The 16890-nt window shown below is 70.3% G+C and carries 14 protein-coding genes and 1 pseudogene; 5 read left to right on the plus strand and 10 right to left on the minus strand.

The genetic code is table 11. The features are described 5' to 3' along the window. Nucleotides 1–144: 144 nt before the first annotated feature. Both ACIBEF_RS16755 and ACIBEF_RS16760 read right to left on the minus strand, forming a co-directional pair. On the minus strand, nucleotides 145–1083 hold the full coding sequence (locus ACIBEF_RS16755) for a superoxide dismutase (RefSeq protein ID WP_396794174.1): 939 nt from the start codon (nucleotides 1081–1083) through the stop codon (nucleotides 145–147). Nucleotides 1084–1246: 163 nt separating this feature from the next. Next, complete coding sequence (locus ACIBEF_RS16760) at nucleotides 1247–3580, minus strand: beta-L-arabinofuranosidase domain-containing protein (protein ID WP_396794175.1); 2334 nt, start codon at nucleotides 3578–3580, stop codon at nucleotides 1247–1249. A gap of 613 nt (nucleotides 3581–4193) precedes the next feature. Between ACIBEF_RS16760 and ACIBEF_RS16765 the strand changes: the two genes are divergently transcribed. From ACIBEF_RS16765 to ACIBEF_RS16775, 3 genes and pseudogenes are all read left to right on the plus strand, one after another. Next, a complete protein-coding gene (locus ACIBEF_RS16765) occupies nucleotides 4194–4976 on the plus strand; it encodes a family 43 glycosylhydrolase (RefSeq protein ID WP_396794176.1) in 783 nt (260 codons plus the stop codon). Nucleotides 4977–4994: 18 nt separating this feature from the next. Next, nucleotides 4995–6041 carry a carbohydrate-binding protein gene (locus tag ACIBEF_RS16770; RefSeq protein ID WP_396794177.1) on the plus strand — a complete coding sequence of 349 codons (1047 nt, stop codon included), beginning with the start codon at nucleotides 4995–4997 and terminating at the stop codon, nucleotides 6039–6041. A gap of 11 nt (nucleotides 6042–6052) precedes the next feature. Further along, nucleotides 6053–6541: pseudogene (locus ACIBEF_RS16775) on the plus strand (cellulose binding domain-containing protein); the annotation flags it as partial. A gap of 94 nt (nucleotides 6542–6635) precedes the next feature. Here the strand turns inward: ACIBEF_RS16775 and ACIBEF_RS16780 are convergent. The 3 genes from ACIBEF_RS16780 to ACIBEF_RS16790 form a co-directional block, all read right to left on the minus strand. After that, nucleotides 6636–9503 (minus strand): glycosyl hydrolase, encoded by a 2868-nt coding sequence (locus ACIBEF_RS16780; protein ID WP_396794178.1) that lies wholly within the window; start codon nucleotides 9501–9503, stop codon nucleotides 6636–6638. A gap of 157 nt (nucleotides 9504–9660) precedes the next feature. Further along, nucleotides 9661–10035, minus strand: coding sequence for an MmcQ/YjbR family DNA-binding protein (locus tag ACIBEF_RS16785; RefSeq protein ID WP_396794179.1), 375 nt, complete (start codon nucleotides 10033–10035; stop codon nucleotides 9661–9663). A gap of 40 nt (nucleotides 10036–10075) precedes the next feature. After that, nucleotides 10076–10771, minus strand: a complete 696-nt coding sequence (locus ACIBEF_RS16790; protein ID WP_396794180.1) for a DUF1223 domain-containing protein — start codon at nucleotides 10769–10771, stop codon at nucleotides 10076–10078. A 157-nt stretch (nucleotides 10772–10928) separates the two neighbouring features. Here ACIBEF_RS16790 and ACIBEF_RS16795 point away from each other — a divergent pair, with 157 nt between their 5' ends. Further along, nucleotides 10929–11231, plus strand: a complete 303-nt coding sequence (locus tag ACIBEF_RS16795; RefSeq protein ID WP_396794181.1) for a GNAT family N-acetyltransferase — start codon at nucleotides 10929–10931, stop codon at nucleotides 11229–11231. A gap of 9 nt (nucleotides 11232–11240) precedes the next feature. On the opposite strand, the gene ACIBEF_RS16800 is transcribed toward ACIBEF_RS16795, so the two are convergent. Continuing rightward, a complete protein-coding gene (locus ACIBEF_RS16800) occupies nucleotides 11241–11831 on the minus strand; it encodes a TetR/AcrR family transcriptional regulator (protein ID WP_396794182.1) in 591 nt (196 codons plus the stop codon). A 122-nt stretch (nucleotides 11832–11953) separates the two neighbouring features. Here ACIBEF_RS16800 and ACIBEF_RS16805 point away from each other — a divergent pair, with 122 nt between their 5' ends. Then, a complete protein-coding gene (locus ACIBEF_RS16805) occupies nucleotides 11954–12670 on the plus strand; it encodes an isocitrate lyase/phosphoenolpyruvate mutase family protein (RefSeq protein WP_396794183.1) in 717 nt (238 codons plus the stop codon). 94 nt (nucleotides 12671–12764) lie between these two features. On the opposite strand, the gene ACIBEF_RS16810 is transcribed toward ACIBEF_RS16805, so the two are convergent. From ACIBEF_RS16810 to ACIBEF_RS16825, 4 genes are all read right to left on the minus strand, one after another. After that, nucleotides 12765–13598 carry an SDR family oxidoreductase gene (locus ACIBEF_RS16810; RefSeq protein ID WP_396794184.1) on the minus strand — a complete coding sequence of 278 codons (834 nt, stop codon included), beginning with the start codon at nucleotides 13596–13598 and terminating at the stop codon, nucleotides 12765–12767. Nucleotides 13599–13733: 135 nt separating this feature from the next. Then, nucleotides 13734–14810, minus strand: coding sequence for a hypothetical protein (locus tag ACIBEF_RS16815; protein WP_396794185.1), 1077 nt, complete (start codon nucleotides 14808–14810; stop codon nucleotides 13734–13736). A 295-nt stretch (nucleotides 14811–15105) separates the two neighbouring features. Continuing rightward, nucleotides 15106–16455 (minus strand): FAD-dependent oxidoreductase, encoded by a 1350-nt coding sequence (locus ACIBEF_RS16820; RefSeq protein WP_396794186.1) that lies wholly within the window; start codon nucleotides 16453–16455, stop codon nucleotides 15106–15108. 1 nt (nucleotide 16456) lies between these two features. Further along, nucleotides 16457–16867 (minus strand): TcmI family type II polyketide cyclase, encoded by a 411-nt coding sequence (locus ACIBEF_RS16825; protein ID WP_396794187.1) that lies wholly within the window; start codon nucleotides 16865–16867, stop codon nucleotides 16457–16459. Between the last annotated feature and the right edge of the window lie 23 nt (nucleotides 16868–16890).

Below are 16890 nucleotides of genomic sequence, written 5' to 3' on the forward strand. Positions count from 1 at the left end.
GCCGCGATCTGGCACAACCGGACCACCGGCCAGCCCGTGACGAGATCCCTGATCGCCTACGACCACTGAACCAACTTCGGACTTACTCGTCTAGGAGCGGTGGGCCGAGGGGGCACCCGCGCGGCGGGTGCCCCCTCGGGTCGCTCAGTGGGCGCGGACCGCGACCACCGTGTAGGGCGTGGTGGGGGTCGGCGGTGTGGTGAACCGGGCGTTGGGCAGGTAGAGCCGGCCCAGCGCCTTGGCCACGGTGGTGGGTACGTCGAAGTGCGGATCGGTGATGGTTCCGGTGAGCGCTCCGGCGGTGCCGGAGTGGTTCAGCCGGACCACCGCGATCTGGTTGAGGCGGTTCTGCACGACGTAGAGGGTGCGGCCGAGCAGGAGAAGCCCGTCACCGTTGGTGAAGGTGTGGCCCGGCACGTCCACGACGGTGCTCGCCCCGGTCGCCGGGTCGACCCGGTACAGCTTGCCGGTGGAGGACTGGACGACGATCAGCGCCCGGCCGTCGGGTGTGGTGGTGATGCCGTTGAGGTTCACCCCCGTGCCGACCTGCTCGTACGCGCCGGTCAACGTGATCGTGGTGAAGGCGTCGGCGGGCGGCAGCGCGCCACCGCGACCCAGCGGCAGCCGGTAGAGCACCGGCCGGTTCGAGTCGGTGAAGTATGCGGCGTCGCGGGTCAGCACGACGTCGTTGACGAACGTCGGGGCGGTGGCGAACTGGTAGCGGGCCAGCACCTCGCCGGTGCGGGTGTCGAGCACGCGAGCGTCGCCAGCCGTGCCACCGGAGACGAAGAGCCGGCCACGTGTGTCGACCTTGAGGCCGAGCGACGGCGTGCCGGTGGCCGCGCCGATCGTCGTGCCCCGGCCGGTGACCAGGTCGACGCGCTGGATGGCGCCGGTGGCGCGGGAGCCGAAGTAGGCGTACCGGCCGGCGGTGGCGATGCCCTCGGGCTGGAACCCGTCGGGGAGGGCGAGGACGGCCGGCGGGCGCCCTGCGGGGTGCGCCTGCGCCGGCGCGACGGCGACGGTGGTCAGCATGACGGCGGTCAACGCGCTGCCGAGCGTGGTGCGGAGGGGGCGGTTCACTGTGCTCCTTCCGGGCGGCGGAAGCGGCACGAGCCGGCACGTCCGCCACGTTCACTGGGGCCAGGACCCTCCCCACTGTACGACCGCTGGCGGGTGTCTGCCCGGCGTCACCGGCGCGGCCTTCGGGTGACCGCGCCGGTGAGCCCGTCGAGCGGGGCGGAGGTCAGGCGTTGCCGACCAGCCTCCACCGGTTGTCCGCGCTGCCGTTGTCCGGATCCTGCACGGCCTGCGCTCCCCAGGCGGTCGACCCGTTCAGGATCCCGAGCAGCTTGTTGCTGTTGACGTTGCGGATCTTGTAGGTGCCGTCGCCGTTGTCCACCAGGATCCACCGGTGGTCGGCGGTGCCGTTGTCGGCCCACTGGAGGACCCGGGCGTTGTCGGCGGTGGACATGTTCTCCACGCCCAGGACCTTGCCGCTGTTGACGTTGCGGAACCGGACGGCGTTGCCGTCGGTGATGACCACCCAGTTGTGGTCCGCGGTGCCGCTGTCGCCCCACTGCACGGCCAGACCGCCGTCGGCGGTGGACATGTTCTGGATACCGAGAACCAGCCCGGTGCCGACGTTGACCAGTCGGTAGCTGCCGCTGGGGCCACCGCTTCCGCTGGTGTTCCAGTAGACCGTGTAGTTGAAGCCGTGGGCGTCGTGGAAGGGGCCGAGGTTCACCGTGGACCCGTTGGCGCTCGCGGTGAACGCGAGTGAGCTGGTGCTGGTCCGGGTGATCGAGGAGACGGTGATCATCGGCGGGGCGCTCAACGCCGTGTTGCCGTAGTTGCCGGCCAGCACCGCCGGGCCGTACATGATCGCGCCGATGGTGGCGTTGTCGTTGGCGGCCCGGACGGCGACCTGCATCGGCAGCCGGACGCTAATGGTGTCGCCTGCGGCCCAGGTGCGCGTGACAGTGGCGTAGCTGCCCGGGGTGGTGGCCACGTTCTCCACAGTGCCGTTGACGGCGATCGTCGCGCCGCTGGTCCAGGACGGGATCCGCACCCGGATGCTCCACGAGCCGCTCATCGAGCCGCTCAGGGTGAGGGTGCTGGTGTCACTGACCGGGAAGTTGGTGCTCTGGGTGACAGTGATGCCGCGTTGGGTCCAGTTCAGCACCGACGGGGCGAACAGGTTCACGCTCAGCGTGGTCCCGTTGTAGAAGTAGATGGAGTCCATCAACCTCGTGTTGAATTCCAGGCCGGTGCCCTGGCAGCACCAGAACGAGTTGTAGTCGGTGCTCCAGGTGCCGCCACCCCACGCCGGGCCCACGCCCCGACGACCGCCCGGCCGCAGCGGGGTGAAGTAGGTGATGTGGCCGTGGCTGTCGGCCGGGTTCTGCCCGCCGATCAGGTGGTTGATCAGCGCGCGCTCGTAGAAGTCGAAGTAGTCCGCCCGGCTCGGGTCGAGCAGCCACAGCTCCCGGGTCAGTTTGAGCATGTTGTGCGTGTTGCACTGCTCGCAGGTGTCGTTGCTGAGGTAGCCGGCGATCGCGTTCGGTGCCCGGAAGTGCTCCGCCTGGCTGTTGCCGCCGATGGCGTAGGTGTGCGCGCCGACGGTGATACGCCACGCGTTGCTGGCGATGTCCCGGTAACGGGTGGTCCCGGTGGCCTTGTACTCCCGGGCGGCGCCGATCCACTTGGGCACCTGCGTGTTGGCGTGCAGCCCGTTGAGCTGGTCCTGGTTGGCGGCCAGGGGATTGAACACGGCGGCGTGGTCGAACCGCTGGGCGGTGGCGAGCCACCGGGAGTCGCCGGTCTGCTGGTAGATGTCGGCGAGCACGTCGTTCATGCCACCGAACTCGGTGCCCAGCATCGATTGCATCTGGGTGGAGCTCAGCCGGGCCGTCCGGGTGTCGACCCAGCCGGCGAGGGACAGCAGCACCGTACGGGCCTGCGTGTTGCCGATGTAACGCCAGACGTCGAGGAGACCGGCGAGGGTCTTGTGGATGCAGTAGTAGGGCACGTTGCCGTTGGACAGCATCCGTGCCTCCAGCGCGGTGAAGTCGGACTCCGGGAAGCCGGAGAGGTAACCCGCGCCGAACCCGGCGGCACCGTTGTTCGCCTGGCACTTGGCCAGCTCGGCGACCATGTAGTTCGCCTTGTCCCGGCAGGTGGTGTCGCCCAGCACCGCGTACGCGTACGCCCAGGCGCTCAGGAAGTGACCCTGCATGTGGGTCCGGAACGGGAAGTTCGGCGCGTCCCAGCCCCCGTTGGTGGCGGCGCCGTTCGTGGACAGTCGGTGGTTGGCGCGGAAGTTGTAGAGCATCCGGTCGACGTCGACGAACCGCAGGTAGTTCAGCGTCCGGGTCTGGTTGTCCATCCAACGGCCGGCGGTGAGTCGTACCTGGCCCGGGTCGAATCCGTACGCCGAGACGCCGATGTCGGAGCGGGCCGGGGGCACGATGGCGGCGGACGCGCTCGCGGGGGAGACGGCGACGCCGGTCGCGGAGACCACCACGGTGGCTCCGGCGGCCTGAAGCAGGTGGCGGCGGCTGAGGGGCAGGGGTGGCATGGGGAACCTCCAGGTGGCCGGGTACGTCGGGGCCGCCATCGATGGCGGTGGGTCGTCGGCGGCACAAGGGGGCCGACGCCGGGTGCGGTGTGGTGGGTGGGACGTGGGTCGCCGTGGACGCCGGGTGCCCACCCCTGCGCTTATCGCGGCACATCGATGTGATCGCTAACATAGTTCGTCGTTAACACGCCCGCAACCCCCGGAGTGTCTGGTCGACCCATTTCCGCGACGACCTGGCCGTGGGCTGCCCGGTCCGGTGGCGGTTGTGGTCCGAAACGGACATCCACCGGGCTCGCGATCATCGGAGCGTTGCCGTGAGTGACCGTTGCCGGTGGCTGCCCGTCCGTTGACGCCCGTCCGGTCGCTCAGTACCGTGCATCGTAAATCTTCGATGTCAACGTTGATACCTCAGTGCTGCGATGGGGTTACGACGGTCATCCCGCGCCTCACGAAAATCCAGGCCAGATAGGGGAGGGAGGCATTGGCGAACATCTGTTAGCGCTAACACGACCGCCGGTCGTGCTACCCAGCGTGCGAACCACAAGCCCGTTCGAGCGGCCGCCGCAGGGTGGCTCTCCCCGTCAGGCACCGCGCACTCTCTGTGGGAGTAATCGTGAACGTGAAGGATCGAACCGCAACCCGGGCCGCCCGCCGGTCCAGGCGAGCCGTCGCCTGGCTGGCCGGCATGGCCTGCCTCCTCGCACTGATCCCGGGCACGGCCAGGGCCGACAACCCCATCGTCCAGAACATCTACAACGCCGACCCGGCGCCGATGGTGCACAACGGTCGGGTCTACCTCTACACCGGACACGACGAGGATGGATCCACCTACTTCACCATGCGCGAATGGCGGGTGTACTCGTCCGCCGACATGGTGAACTGGACCGATCACGGCTCGCCGATGAATCTGGCGACGTTCGCGTGGGCGGACGCCAACGCGTGGGCCGGGCAGGTCGTTCCGCGTAACGGAAAGTTCTACTGGTACGTGCCGGTGCGCCAGCGATCCAACGGGCAGATGGTCATCGGCGTCGGCGTGGCCGACAGCCCGACCGGGCCGTTCCGCGACGCGCTCGGTCGACCACTGGTCGGCAACAACGAAATCGACCCGCACGCGTTCATCGACGATGACGGGCAGGCGTATCTGTACTGGGGTAACCCGGGTCTGTGGTACGTGAAGCTGAACCCGGACATGATCTCGTTCTCCGGCAGCGCGACGCGCATTCCACTCACGACCGCGGGGTTCGGTACCCGTAACGGTAATGCGAGTCGACCGACGCTGTACGAGGAGGGCCCGTGGGTGTTCAAACGCAACGGGTTGTACTACAACGTGTTCGCTGCGGAATGCTGCTCCGAATTCATCGCGTACTCCACGGCGACGGGGCCGACGGGGCCGTGAACATATCGGGGAACGATCATGCCGCGGCAGGGAGCCAGTTTCACCAATCACGCGGGTGTGATCGACTTCCAGGGCGGTTCGTATTTCTTCTATCACAACGGGGCGTTGCCCGGTGGTAGCGGTTACACCCGTTCGGTGGCGGTGGAGAAGTTCACCTACACCAGCGGCGGCATGTTCCCGACGATCAACATGACCACCACGGGAGCGCCGCAGGTGGGCACCCTGAACCCGTACGTGCGGCAGGAGGCCGAGACGATCGCCTGGGGCTCGGGGATCGAGACCGAGGTGTCCAGCGAGGGCGGGATGAACGTCGGCTGGATCGAGAACGGCGACCACATCAAGGTCAAGGGTGTCGCGTTCGGCGCTGGTGCGACCTCGTTCAGCGCCCGGGTCGCGTCGGCCACCAGCGGCGGGCGGATCGAGGTACGCCTCGACAGCGCCAACGGCCCGACCGTGGGCACCTGCATCGTGGGTGGCACCGGCGGCTGGCAGGCCTGGAGCACCACCACCTGCGCGATCAGCGGAGCGACCGGCACCCATGATCTCTACCTGCGCTTCGCCGGCGGCAGCGGCAACCTGTTCAACATCAACTGGTGGCAGTTCGGCGGCACCGGCGGCACCGTCACCAACCTGCTCACCAACGGCGACGTGGAGAACGGCACGACGGGTTGGGCAGTGCACGGCAGCGGCACGCTCTCCCGCAACACGAGCGTGGCGCACGGTGGCAGCGGGTCGCTGTCGATCACCGGCCGGACCGGCGCCTGGAACGGCCCCGGCCAGGACGTGACCGCCAGGCTCACCAACGGCAGGAGCCACACCACGAACGTCTGGGTACGCGCACAGGGCGGCACCCCGTCGGCGAAGGCGACACTGTCGCTGACCGCGAACGGCACGACGAACTACCTCCAGCTGACGCCGGCGGTGGGAGTGAACGTCAACGGCTGGACCCTGCTCACCGGCACCACGACAGTGTCGTGGAGTGGCACGCTGACCAGCGCCACCTTCTACGTCGAGACGGCCGAGGGCACCGACAGCCTCCTGGTCGACGACGCCTCGTTCCAGTGACTGTCGCTGCCGGGGCCGTGTGGGGTGTGCGGGACTGTGACTCGTGGCGTGGCTCGGACAACGCGCTGCTGTTCGACTGCAACGGCAACAAGAAGGCCGCGTACACCAACGTTCTGAACGCCCTCAACGCCGGCCCGGCCATCCCCACCACGCCGCCGCCGACCGACCCGCCGCCGACGGACCCGCCCACCACCCCGCCGCCGGGAACGGGTGGTTGCTCGGCGTCGGTGTCACTGAACTCGTGGAACGGCGGGTTCGTGGCCACCGTGAAGGTGACCGCCGGCTCCGCCGGCACGAGCGGGTGGAACGTCGGTGTCACCCTCGCGAGTGGTGCCAGTGTCACGAACACCTGGAGCGCGACGGCCAGTGGCTCGACCGGCACGGTGCGGTTCGCCAACGTGGACTACAACGGCCGCCTCGGCGCGGGTCAGGTCACCGAGTTCGGTTTCCAGGGCACGGGTAGTGGGGCCGGCATCACGCCCACCTGCACCGCCTCCTGACAACGACTGACTGACCGCACAGCGTCGGCCGGTGTGCGGGACCGATCCTGGTCCCGCACACCGGCCGACGTCATGTGGCGGTCGATCTAGCCGATCAGGAGTACGGAAGCCGCAGCACCGACTGGTTGCCGATGCCCAGCGTGGTCGGGTTGTTGCCGATCGCCGACCAGACCTCCACCCGGACCGTGCCGTTGCTCAACGCGCCCAACGTGCCGGTGGCCGAGGACAGACCGGCGTTCTGGGTGTAGTGCTCGTAGCCGGTGACCGGGTCGGTGGCGAAGTAGCGCAGCGTCTCGACCCGTTCCCAACTACCGTTGCCGGTGAGGTCGTAGGAGATCCGCACCTGCACGCCGTTGCCGACCGCTGTCCCGGCGTCGACGAACAGGTCGAACGCCGTCTGTCCGCCGGCGTAGGCGAGGTTGAGGCCGGTCGCCGTGAAGACCTGGGCGTTGGTCGGCGTACCGTCGTGGTTGCCGTTCGCCGCCGCGACCGTCGTCGTGGCCGCGCTGCCGGCGCCGCCCAATCCACCTCCGGGCAGCAGGTAGCGGGTCGGCCCGCCGGTGGACGGCGGCGGGGTGGTCGTGGGCGGGGGGTCCGTCGGCGTCGTCGGGGGAACGCCGCCGGCCGCGTTGCCACCACTCCAGGTGTACGCCCCGGTGGTGGCCGTCTTGCCGGCACCCACGGCGAGCGTGGTGCCGTTGGAGAACGTCACGGTGATCGGCGTCGCCGTCGGGTTCGACGCCACGTAGGTCCGGGCCCCGTTGCGGGAGAAGACCGCGGACAGCGGATGGTTGCCGGTCACCGTCGTGTCGACATTGCCGAGGGCGGCGAGGTTGCGGATCCAGTGGAACGTGTGCGCCCGGCTCTCTCCCTCCTCCGGCGTGTAGCCGGGGTTCGCGCGCAGGTTCGCCAGCGCGGCGTCGGCGTCCCCGAGGGCCTGGAACTGCCAGAGGATGTCCTGCCACACCGTCGGTTGTCCGCCGTTGTTGCGGACGAGTTCGGCGTAGTTGGTCCGCACGTAGGCCGGGTTGTTGCCGAGGTAGAGGTGACCGCCGGTGACCGGCAGCAGGTTGATGCCCTGGATCATCTCCGGCTCGGCGCTGAACCAGGTGGCGTACGCGCCGCCGTCACCCCAGACCATGCCGACCGTCGAGTGCCCGAAGGCGGCGGGGAAGTTCTGGTCGCTGACGTCGAACCAGTACTCCTGGATCGCCGCGGCCTGCGTGGTGTAGAGGAAGACACCCGCGTCGCGGACGGCGGTGTCGCCGGTCGTCTGCCCCCACTGGATCAGGGCGCTCGCGAAGTTCATCCCCTCCGACGAGGACTCCTGGTTGTTGCCGGAACCGAACGAGCCGTGCCCGGACGCCCAGTCGTGCCCGGCGTAGATGTCGAAGTCCCGCAGGTACGGGAAGCGGGTGTCGTCGCGACGGTAGTTGTTGGCGTCGCGGATCAGCAGGTCGACCATCCCGCCGTAGCGGCTGGTGGCCGCCCAGGCCGGGTCGAACTTCGCCAGGGTCGCGGCGGCGGCGATGTAGTAGCCGTAGTGGAAGTGGTGGTCGTTGAGCTCCTGGTCGGACCCGTACGATGCCGGGTAGCCGATCAGCGTGCCCCAGTTGTTGTCGTAGTAGAAGACCCGGCTGGTCTTGCCGCTGGACGCGGTGAACCAGTCGGTGAGCGTGCTGCGGATCGCGTTCAGCGCGCTGTCGCGCGTCGTGGTGTCGTTGACCTGGTCGGCGATCTCGGCGATCCGCGCGGCCCGGCCGAGCCCCTTGCCGGTCCAGTAGGTGTCGTTGCCGCGTTGGTCCATCGGGTTGGCGCGGGTGGCGGCCAGGTGTCCGGTGAGCGTCGACAGGTCACCACCGCTGCCGTCGCCGACGGCCGGCAACTCCGGCAGGATGCCCTGGAACTTCATGGCGGTGCGGAACTGGTTGACGCCGGTGAGCACCTTCATCCGGCCGCGCGCCGACGGGTAGGTCGGCGTGATCGCTGTGGAACCGCTCAGCGACTTCCACTGGTGCGGGTAGAGGCTGACCACCGTCTGCGTGGCGGTGCCCTCCCGGGCGGTGGTGGTGAACGCGTACGTGGTGGTCAGGCCGCTGGTCGCGGGGTTGTAGGCGTACGAGACCTGGGTGCCGGTGACGTGGGCGTGCGCGTACTGACCGTAGGTCGCGGCCAGCGCGGCGCGCTCCGTCGCGCTGGACGTCGGCGGCAGCAGGGCGACGGAGAAGTAGCCGCGGCCGGCCAGGGTGGACGTGATCCGGCCGGACGCCACGGTCCAGGCGGCGCCGCTGGGCGCGAACCCGACGTAGTCGTGGCCGTTGACCCGGAAGCCGATGGTGGCACCACTGTTGGACCAGACGTCGGGGGTGCCGGCGGTGCTGATCTGCGCGTTCCCGCCGGTGGTCTGGAAGTACGCGAAGGGCAGACCGTGGCTGATGGTCGCGCGCATGGTGCGCGTGCCGTCGCTCCAGTGCGGGCTGACCGTCCAGTCCGTCCAGCCGTCGACCTTCACCAGGGGTGCGGCGAGCCCGGCCACACCGACCCGGATGTCCTGCACGTACGGGTAGTGGAACTCACCGACGCCGGTGGCGGTGCCGCTGATGGCGGGCGTGGAGTTGGCGGAGAAGCCGAGGCCGTCACCGAAGGTGTCGTACGAGATCGGGTGGGCGTGCAGCGGCTCACTGAACGAGCAGTCGGTGCGCTTCCACAGCAGCGAGGACCACCAGTCGTTGGTGGGGATCGGCCCGGCGGGTGCGTTGGCGGTGGCGAACTGCCGGGGGTTGCTGGTCATCGCGCCGCAGCCGCTGGGCAGCGGGCCGACCGGGGTGGTGGTGTAGCTGCCGGCGCCGACGGGTGCGGCCTCGGCCGCGCGGGTGACGGGGATGGTGAGGCCGCCGACGACCAGGGCCAGCGCGGTGGCGGCGGCCAGGGCCCATCGGCGGTGGGGGACGGGAGGTTTCATCGTGCCTCCATCGCGCGCGCCGGGTGCGGCCCTTGCCGGGTCCAGCGCTTTGCGTCTGAATTGGGGGGAAGGTCGGGTGAGAGAGCGCTCTCACGGCCACGGTAATGGAGCACCGAGATCCCCGTCAATGTGTCCAACGCGTTGCGTGCTGATATCGCTATTTGCCGGCGCCCGCACTGTCGCTCAGCAGCGAGTCCGGTACGCGCATCCGCCACGCGTCGGTCACCAGCTCGGTCAACCGGTCCAGGTCGACCGCCGCCAGGCGCAGCAGCACCAGGGGCAGGCCGTCGTATCCGGGCGTGGTGAAGAAGATCTCGGGCTCCCCGAGCAGGAGAGCCTGCTTCTCGGCCTCGTCGCCGACGAACAGCACCGCGATGTCGAGCCGGATCACCCGGGGCTTGCCCGGTGTCCGCTCCGGATAGGACCAGACGAAGCCCTTGTCGGCCACCCGGAAGTCGAAGCCGTCACTGGCGATCTCCACCGTGTGCGGCAGGGCCAGCGCCACCCGGCGTACGTCGTCCGCGTCAGCCACCGAGCCCCCTCACACCGCGCACCATCCGCATGGGCTGAGATTACGCGGTGGACAGCTCGATGGCCGTGGCGCCGACGATCGCCCGTTCGCCGTTCTCCTGGACGTAGCCGACCACGCTGGCGCGTCGCGGATCGAGACCAGGTGGCGTCGCCAGCTCCAGCTGCCCCCGCTCGGCGTCCAGGCCCGCCGACCTGAAGGCGCGTACGACGTTGTCCTGCCGCAGCGTCCGCCCGGCGTTCTCCCCCCGGGCGATGTCGCTGGTCAGCTCCCGTTCCACGACCGCCAAGTGCACCACCGCGCGCTCCGGCGGCTGTTCGGTCCGGTAGTCCACCATCACCCGGTCATTGCCCAGGTTGGCGATGGAGAGCGCCAGTGGGGTGGCGGCGGTCGAGGCCATGGCGGACATGATCGCGGCGGCTGCCCGCCGGCGATCGGAACCGACGAACTCGACGGTGCCGTTGACGACCATCTGCGGGGTGTAGAGACCCCGGGTGCCGAGCGCGCGGGCGTACGCCTCCTGGCGCGCGGTGTACGCGGCGTCCGCGAACTGGTCGGGCCAGCCCAGGTCGTCCCAGTAGTCGACGTGGAACCCGAGGGCGAAGACGTTCTGGCCCCGGTCCCGGGCGTCGCGCTCGATCTCGCTCAGCAACTCCTCCGCGGGAGGGCAACTGTTGCAGCCCTGGGACGTGAACATCTCGACGACGGCGAAGCCACCGTCCGTCGATGGATTCGTCATGGTGGCGTGTCTCCTCCCACGGTCCGCCCGGCGGCATCGCGTAACCCCGGTGCCCGGCGGCGTTGCGTTTCCCGTTCCGGCCGAGACAATGCGCGTCAGGTCGTCTCCCTGCCGGCCTCGCAGCGAGCGCCGTCGGGCCGGGTGGTTGGATGGTCGGGTGCAGTTCACCGTGACAGACGCGCCGGCGCGGGAGCGTTTCGAGGCGCGCGACGAGGCGGGCACGGTCGTCGGGTTCGTCACCTACCAGCTGACCGGCTCGATCATCGCCTACACCCACACCGAGGTCGATCCGGCGTTCGAGGGCAAGGGCGTCGGGTCGACGCTGGCGCGGGCCGTGCTGGACGACGCGCGGAGCAAGGGTCGGACCGTCGTCCCGATCTGCCCGTTCATCGCCGACTGGCTGGTCAAGCATCCCGAGTACGAGAGCATCGTGGTGCGCTCCACCCGCAAGATCAAATAACCGCTGATGTCAGCCGTCCGGTAGGAGCTTGGCGGCGAGGGCGCGGGCCGTGGCGGTCAGTGTGTCGATGTCCAACCCCGTCCGCCCCATGAACACCAGGCCCTGCTGCGCGGCGAGCAGCGCGCGCGCCGTCTCGACCGGGTCGACGTCGCGCGGCAGGTCACCCTCGTCCTGGGCCCGCTCGACGCTCTCGGCGACCAGGGTGGTCGTCGCCTCGTAGGTACGCCGCGCCTCGGCGAGGACGTCGGGATCGCTGGTGGCGAGTTCGTACGTGCTGTTGGCCATGAGGCAGCCGCGCCGGGCGGCGGCACCACCGGTGTCGTTCACGGGTGCCATGACGAACGCGCGCAACGCGTCCAGGGCGCGGGGAGCGGAGGCGAGCATCTCGCGCAGGTAGCCGCCGCTGGTGTCGGTGTATTCCCGCAACGCCCGCAGGAACAGCCGGTGTTTGTCCCCGAAGGCACCGTAGAGACTGCCCTTGCCCAGCCCGCTGACACGTACCAGGTCCTCCAGGGAGGTCGCCGCGTAGCCGGCGTCCCAGAACTGGTCCCGGACGGCGCGGATCACCTGCTCCTCGTCGAACTGCCGTGGCCTCGCCATCCGACCAGCCTAACGATTGTTGACCGTACGGTCCACCAAACGTAGGGTGGTCCGATGCGCGCCGCGGCGGAGACGCCGCCCGACAACGGCCGGATCGTCACCATCGGCGGGAGACCACAACGATGACAGCCTCCACCTTCCGCGCCCTGCACCACGACCGTGCCGTCGGTGACCCGCTCGTCCTGCCGGGCCCCTGGGACGCGGCCAGCGCCCGGATCCTGGCCGATGCCGGTTACCCGGCGCTCGCGACCCCGAGCGCGGGTGTGGCGGCCTCGCTCGGGTACGAGGACGGCGCGACACCGCCGGACGAGATGTTCGCGGCGGTCGCGCGCATCGTCCGCGCCGTGTCCGTTCCGGTGTCCGCCGACGTCGAGGGCGGCTACGGCCTGGCCCCCCGCGAGCTGGTCGGACGGCTGTTGGAGGCCGGCGCCGTCGGCTGCAACCTGGAGGACTCTGAGGGGGACGCCACCCTCAAGGACCCCCGGCGGCACGCTGACTGGCTGGCCGAGGTGCGCGCGGAGGCGGGCGACGCTCTCTTCGTCAACGCCCGCGTCGACACGTTCCTGTTCGGGACGGGTGACCCGGCCGACGCGGTGGAACGCGCCCGCCTCTACGTGGCCGCCGGCGTCGACTGCGTCTACCCGATCCTGGCGCCGCCGCAGGTGCTCCCGCGGCTGCGGGAGGGCATCTCCGGGCCGATCAACATGGCCGCCGGACCCACCCGGGAGTCCGTGGCCGAGCTGAGCCGGCAGGGCGCCACACGCATCACCTTCGGGCCAGGAATGCAGCGGTACGCGATGGCGTCGATCGGCGACCTCGTGGCCGAGCTGCGCGCCTGAGCCTGCCCGTCGACCCGGAGGATCGGGCGCAGCGCCTTCCGGCTTGCGCCGCACCATCGACGGTGACCGTTCAGGGGGCTGACCGAACGGGGCACTAGATGACGGGAAGTTCACCACCGTCGACTGTCAGGCTCACTCCGGTGACCCACTGGGCCCGGTCCGATACGAGGTAGGCGACTGCCTCGGCGATGTCGCGCGGGTCTCCGGGACGACCCAGAGGGATGCCCGCTGTGGTGGCGGCAAGCGCGACCTCCATCGCGTCGGCGAAGTTCTGGCGGATCGCGTCGGCGCCGGGGGTGAGCACGTTGCCGGGAATGATCGTGGTGACGCGAATTCCGGCAGGCGCGAGCTCGGAAGCGAGCGCTTTGCCGTACGCGTTGAGGGCGGCCTTGGCGGCGCCGTAGTGCGCCAAGGGCGGTGCCGGCGTGAGGGACGCTCCCGACGAGATGTTGACGATCACACTGCCCGACCCGGCCTCGCGCAGCGCCGGCAGCAGCTCGTTGTTGACCCGCACTGCGGACAGGTAGTTGAGGTCGAGCGCGTCGATCCACTCCTCATCGGGGATGGACGAGATACCGCCGATGTGGGCGCGTGCCGCCGCCGCGTTGTTGACCACGATGTCGACGCCGCCGAGTTCGTCGAGCGCTGCCGCGGTGAATGCCCGCACGCCCGCGAGCGTGCCGATGTCGCCCTGAATGAAGGTCGCGGCCCTCGGCGTCTCGTCGGAGGCGTTACGCGCCGTGGTGACGACCGTCGCGCCGCCGTCGAGCAACCGCTGCACGATGGCAGCGCCGATCCCGCGAGAACCTCCCGTGACGATCGCGCGCTTGCCGGCGAACTCGGTGGGATCCGGCGGGGCGAGAGCTTTGAACATGAGCTCACAGTAACGAGTGCCACGGTGCTCGGCGGGCTGATCGTCAGGACGCATCGCGGGCCTGGCGCGACCTCGCCGACCTCGCCGTCGGACTGAGCGAGCACGGCGCGGCAATTGCCGATTCAGCGACGGCCGAGACCCCGGCGCGCCGTCGTGGTGGACGGCTGCCGGGGGCTCGAACGCAGTCGGTCAGGCCTGGTTGCCGTTCGGCAGCACCGCGGCCATCTCGTCGCCGGCGCCGGCGAGCACGCGCGCCTGCTGCGGCCAGCTGGCCAGCCCAGGTGCGGCGCGCAGGCCGGCGGCCCGGATCAGGTCGCGCAGCGCCGGCTCGTCCAACCCGCCGAGCTGGTCGTACGTGCGCACGCCAGCGTCCTGCAACGCGGTCGCCATCTTCGGCCCGATCCCCTGGATCCGGCGGAAGTCGTCGGCAGGGCCCGTCGAGTCGGCGTCGACACTGCTGATCGTCGTGTCGGCGGCAGAACGGACCGGAGGGGTCGCGGCGACGGTCGGGCGGACCGGAGGCTCGGCCACCGCCGACCGCTCGGCCTCCGCGGAGGCAACCGCAGGCTCAGCGTCCACGGGCTCGGCGTGCGCCGGCTCAGCATCGGACGGGCCCGGGGTCCCCGACGCCTCTGCCGGTGTGGCGTCGACCGCCGTGGCCTTGGTCTCCACGTCGTCGGCCGCCACGTCGTCGGCCGGGCCACCGGAGGCCGTCACCTCGTCGGCCGGCGTCGTGTCGAGCGGCGCGGTGTCGTCGGCGGACGGGAGGTCGTCCGCCGGCTGGCGGGGGGTGACCACGGCCGCCGGGGCGGGCTGCTCGTCGACCGTGACCGGCTCGGTGGCCGAGTCCACGCCCGGCTCCTGCCGCAGCTCGGCGGCGTCGGGCTGCTCGGTGACTGGTACGGGTGGCGGGTCCTCGGTCAGCGCCATGTCCGCCGGGTCGACGGTGCTCGGGGCGTCCGCCGGCACGGGCACCGGGGTGGGACCGTCCGGTCCGGTCACTGCGGCCGGCGCGCTGACCGTGTCGACCGGTACCGGCTCGTCGGCTACCGCGGTGGGTGCCGGGTCGACGGCGGCAGCGGGCTGGGCCTCGTCGGTGGTGGCGGCCGGCGTGGGCGTGGAGATCACAGCCAGACCGGCGACGGGGTCACCATCCACAATCGATTTGCCCTGTACGCCCTGCCGGCCGCGCAGCAGCCACCCGGCGGCCAGGCCCAGCAACAGTGCCAGTACCACTATCAGCGAGTGTCCGAAAGACCACGCCACGGCGAACCTCCCTCTCAGCTCGTTGGAAAAGTCACGAGAAAAACTCGCCGCAGCTTCGCACACGCGTATTGCCGACGACAGGCAGGATCGGCCGTCAGCGTTGCGGGTGGGACAGTCACCTCAGTCGGTGCCTGCCGGGTGACACAGCGTCGCCCGATCACACCAGAAACCCGGCCCGGTGAGACCCGGGTCGGGCACGGAGCGGGTCAGGTGTCGCTCGGTCGGATGAAGCGCTCCGGACGCAATGAGACCCGGGCCCGCGAGGACGCCGAGCCCGGGTCGGGTGATGCCGGATTCAGTCCCGATCGCCCTCGTAGGTGTGAAATTCGTCGACGAACCGGCGACGGAGCCGTGGTACCCGGCTGGTCACTCCGAAGTAGCCGCGCGCGCCGAGCAACGCGAGTCGACCCACCACCGGCCGGTACATCCGGTCGTCGCCGCTGGTGCCGCTGCGGTTCAACGATTCGGCGACCCGGGCGAAGCCGTACGGTGCCATTACGGCCTCGTAGTCGGCGACCGCCTGGAGCAGCGTCTTTTCCCCGGCGGTGGCGCGGCTGAGTTGTGCGCAGAGCAGGCGGGCGTCGCGCAGCGCGGTGTTCGCCCCCACGCCCCGACCCGGGGTCATGGTGTGGATGGCGTCGCCGAGCATGGTGACGGTGCTGCTCTTCCAGGGCGGCACCGGCTCGGATGTGGACACTTTGATCGGTAGGGCGCTGGCCGGGTCCGCGTGGGCGAGCAGTTCCCGCAGGTGCGGATGCCAGTTCGCGGTGAGGTCCAGGGCGACCTGCACCAGGTCCTCGCCGCGGCGTTCCATGATGTCGGTCGGGAACCGGTTGGCCGCACTCCAGATGATCAGGTTGATGTTGTCGGTGGTGGTGTCGTGGGCCAGACCGGGCCAGTCTCGGAGCAGGGCGGCGTCGGGCTCGCTGACGCCGGGCTTCATCGCGCGCTCGGCGTCCCACTTGAACTCCATGACGTGCAGCACGCCCATCATCCCGCCGACGCCGAAGATCAGTGAGATGCCCTGCTGGACCCGCTCCGGAATGAGACCGCGGGTGTGCGGGGTCAGCGGGATGCGGGTGGCGATGTTGATCGTCCCGGCGTCGCGGGTGACGGCGTGTGGCAGGTACTGGCGGCGTACGGCGGAATGGGTGCCGTCGGCCGCCACCAGCAGGTCGCCGGTGGCGCTGGTGCCGTCGGCGAAGTGCGCGGTGACCGTGCCGTCGTCGCGCTGCTCGTACCGGGTGAAGGTCTTGTCGAAGTGCACCACGTCCTCCAGGCCGGTCAGGAGCACCTGGCGCAGCACCATCCGGGCCACCGAGTGTTCGGTGCGGACCGGGTCGGCGCTCGGCCGCAGCGCGAACGACGCGGTCTGGCGCAGCCCCTGGGTGACGACGTTGAAGTAGTGCGGCGGCCGGGCGCAGGTGGCCAGGAAGGTGGCGAACAGCTCCGGGGGCAGGCACTCCTTCAGCGCTCGGCTACCGGTGGGGCCGATGCCGACCCGGTAGCCGAGCAGCCCCTCGGCGCGGTCGCGGTGCCGTTCGTAGACGGCGACGCTGATCCCGGCGCGGCGCAGGCCGTGCGCCAGGCACAGCCCGCCCGTGCCCGCGCCGATGATCAGGACGTGCGGCGGCGCGTCGGACATGTCAGCCGGCCGGGTGCGCGGCGGGCGCCTCGGTGACGGCCGGGCGCGGAGCGGGTGTGTCGGTACCGGCCGGTCGTGCCGCGGGTGCCGCGGCCGCGTCCCACCGGTAGAAGCAGCCGGCGATCGCGTCCCGGGGGGAACGCCAGGTCGGCAGGTACGGCGACGTGTGCGCGGAGAGCCGCTCGTTGACCTGTCGGAAGAGCGGGTGGTTGCGGGCCGCCGCGAGCGCGTCCGGGTCGACGTCGTCCGAGGTCTCCAGCAGGTGCACGTACAGGTCGTGCAGGCAGTACAGGGATCGGTGCGTGACACCGGTCAGGCCGGGCAGTTCGGTGGCGTCGGACTCGGCGAAGATCTGCGCGACGCGCCCCTCCGCTCCCGGGATGATCCGGCTGACGATCAGTAGACGACTCATGGGACCCCTTCCGCCGGTGGCCT

This window comes from Micromonospora sp. NPDC050795 (assembly GCF_044456785.1).
Taxonomy (GTDB): Bacteria; Actinomycetota; Actinomycetes; order Mycobacteriales; family Micromonosporaceae; genus Micromonospora.